Source organism: Megasphaera intestinihominis (assembly GCF_040096415.1).
Taxonomy (GTDB): domain Bacteria; phylum Bacillota; class Negativicutes; order Veillonellales; family Megasphaeraceae; genus Megasphaera; species Megasphaera intestinihominis.
The window spans coordinates 1-2388 of record NZ_JBBMEU010000119.1 but is presented as its reverse complement, the minus strand read 5'-3'; the positions used below and the strand labels follow the sequence as shown (position 1 = coordinate 2388).

Sequence of the window (2388 nt, the reverse complement as noted above, 5' to 3'; positions counted from 1 at the left end):
ACGACAGGATGTCTCAGCTTATGCAGCAATACGATGTTGCTTATTGAATCGATTTACACAAAACTCTTGACACACCCCTTAGACCTGGCAATCCAAACGTTAGAGCATGAGCGGCCATTTTATTTTGCCACGTAGCTCGAGGATCTTGCAAAATTTCGGTCCGATCATTTTGTAGAATATACAACACATTTTTGTATTCCTTTCGATATGTAATTTTAAAATTCTTATTCAGCAGCAATACTATGGAACGCAAATTACAAAAGCGTTTATTAATTGCAGCTCTTTGAATTATTTGATTTTTTTCACATCCAACAACTAGTTGATTTGAAGCATCAATCCAATCAAGGAACATTTTGTTGTCCCTGTCTCTCATAATGCTCCCTGATCTTTGCAAATAGTAATATAAAGGAGCATAAACAAAAGTGATATTCTTACTTGCAAGGAAAAATTTATATGTAGTCAATAAATCTTCTAACCGTTTACCCTTTGGAAAGGGAATAGATTCAGCCATATGTCGTGGTAAAAGGATCCCAGAGGCTGATACATCATGAAACTTTTGATATAATATTATACTTAGAGCATTTATTGCAGTATAACTCTTAATTTCTATTGAATCCTTGTGAATTATATCAGGCTTAAAACTCTCTTTATGAATAACCTTGAGATCTACTACAGAAAAATCTGCTTTCGTTTTTTGAATCCCTTTCACTAACATTTCTAGATATAATGGATGAACATAGTCATCACTATCAACAAAAGTCACATATTTTCCTCTTGCTTTTTTTACGCCTGCATTCCGAGCATCTGAAAGTCCACCGTTCTTTTTGTGAACAACGTGTATATTTTCATATTTTTCTGCATATTTGTTACATAAATTAGGACAATTATCTGGAGATCCATCATCAACCAGAATTAATTCAAAATCTTTATATGTTTGCTGAATAATACTTTTTACGCAGGTATCAAGATACTTTTCTACTTTATAAACAGGCACAATAATACTAATAAAGGGATCTATCATGTTTTAACTTTATCTCCTTGTTTTTTATTCAAATAACTAAAACCAGCTAGAAAAAAGCTTAACATTACTGGTCGTGATGTAAATTCGCTTAATGAATTTGACATTATCATCATGCCAATTAAGGCAATTCCAAAATATGGATCTTTTTTAATAGCATTTCTGAAGCTTTGCAATATAAATAAAATCAATAAAGTTAATCCAATTATTCCTTGACAAAAAAGTGCTTCAAAAAAAAGATTGTGAGCGACATGGTTACTACTATAAACTTCTGTTGCCCTTTCTCCAAATCCAATAATAATATTAACCGGATATAGTTCCATTGCGTTAATTAACTCATTCCAAAGGACAGATCTGCCCCCTAATTCAGCCGTATTTCCAGATTCAAACCTACTAATAACGGACTCTGGCATACTATAAAATGCTAATCCCATTAAAATAATTCCTATAATAAAAATACTAAAGGCCACACCAGGATTATGTTTTATTGTATTCTTTATGGCATAAATAAATGAAACAATAACACAAAAAATAATGCTGACAACTCCAGCTCGTGAACCACATAAAAATGCCAAGATTATACAAATAAAGATAAAGCTAAAATATAACGGCTTCAATGCATTGTGGGAACAAGTAAAGAATCGATCAACGGCTATGCAGACAGGAATAATTAACCAAGAACTTAATGAATTAGGATCAACAGGTGCTGCACTTTCAATCCAAAGCCTTCCATCAGCTTCAATATGCCCCCAAATAGCTGTTACAACAATTAATCCCAACAGTTGAAATATGAACGCATTTTTTAAGATTTCAATATCTTTTTGAGTATAATCAAATTGTAATTGTAGAATCAACGTAAACACTACTGCCGTTTTTACCAATATAAATTTCTCGATTCCAACTGTTGGAGTCCATAATCCAGAATATAAACTATAAATCATATATAGTATCATTAAAACACTGTAATTCTTTATAATAGGCCATTTTTTTTGAAAGTAACACCATAATAACATTATTGCTATTACCGGGTAAAAAAATTGTTCACTTTTAAAAACAAGTTCACTTAATGAAATAAGTATAAGAAAAGCCGCTATTTTCCCGGGTAGCGTCGCTTTTTTCTGAGCTATCATCCTGTCCATAATAATTCACCTATAAGTTTCTATATATTATTTAATATATCGTCCAATGTATCAATTTTGCTTTTGGTAGTCAAGTGATAACGATAATACTCGTGACCAGCATTTCCATAGTATTGACAAAGTTCTTCATGCTCTGCAAAAAGTTCAATCCAATAGGGTGTGTCAAGAGTTTTGTGTAAATCGATTCAATAAGCAACATCGTATTGCTGCATAAGCTGAGACATCCTGTCG

Annotated in this window: 2 protein-coding genes; both read right to left on the bottom strand. The window is 32.2% G+C overall.

Translation table 11 applies throughout. The features are described 5' to 3' along the window. Positions 1–40: 40 nt before the first annotated feature. On the bottom strand, positions 41–1021 hold the full coding sequence (locus tag WMO23_RS11160) for a glycosyltransferase family 2 protein (RefSeq protein ID WP_349174103.1): 981 nt from the start codon (positions 1019–1021) through the stop codon (positions 41–43). Further along, on the bottom strand, positions 1018–2157 hold the full coding sequence (locus tag WMO23_RS11155) for an O-antigen ligase family protein (RefSeq protein ID WP_349174101.1): 1140 nt from the start codon (positions 2155–2157) through the stop codon (positions 1018–1020). The genes WMO23_RS11160 and WMO23_RS11155 overlap by 4 nt, the downstream gene beginning before the upstream one ends. Positions 2158–2388: the final 231 nt, after the last annotated feature.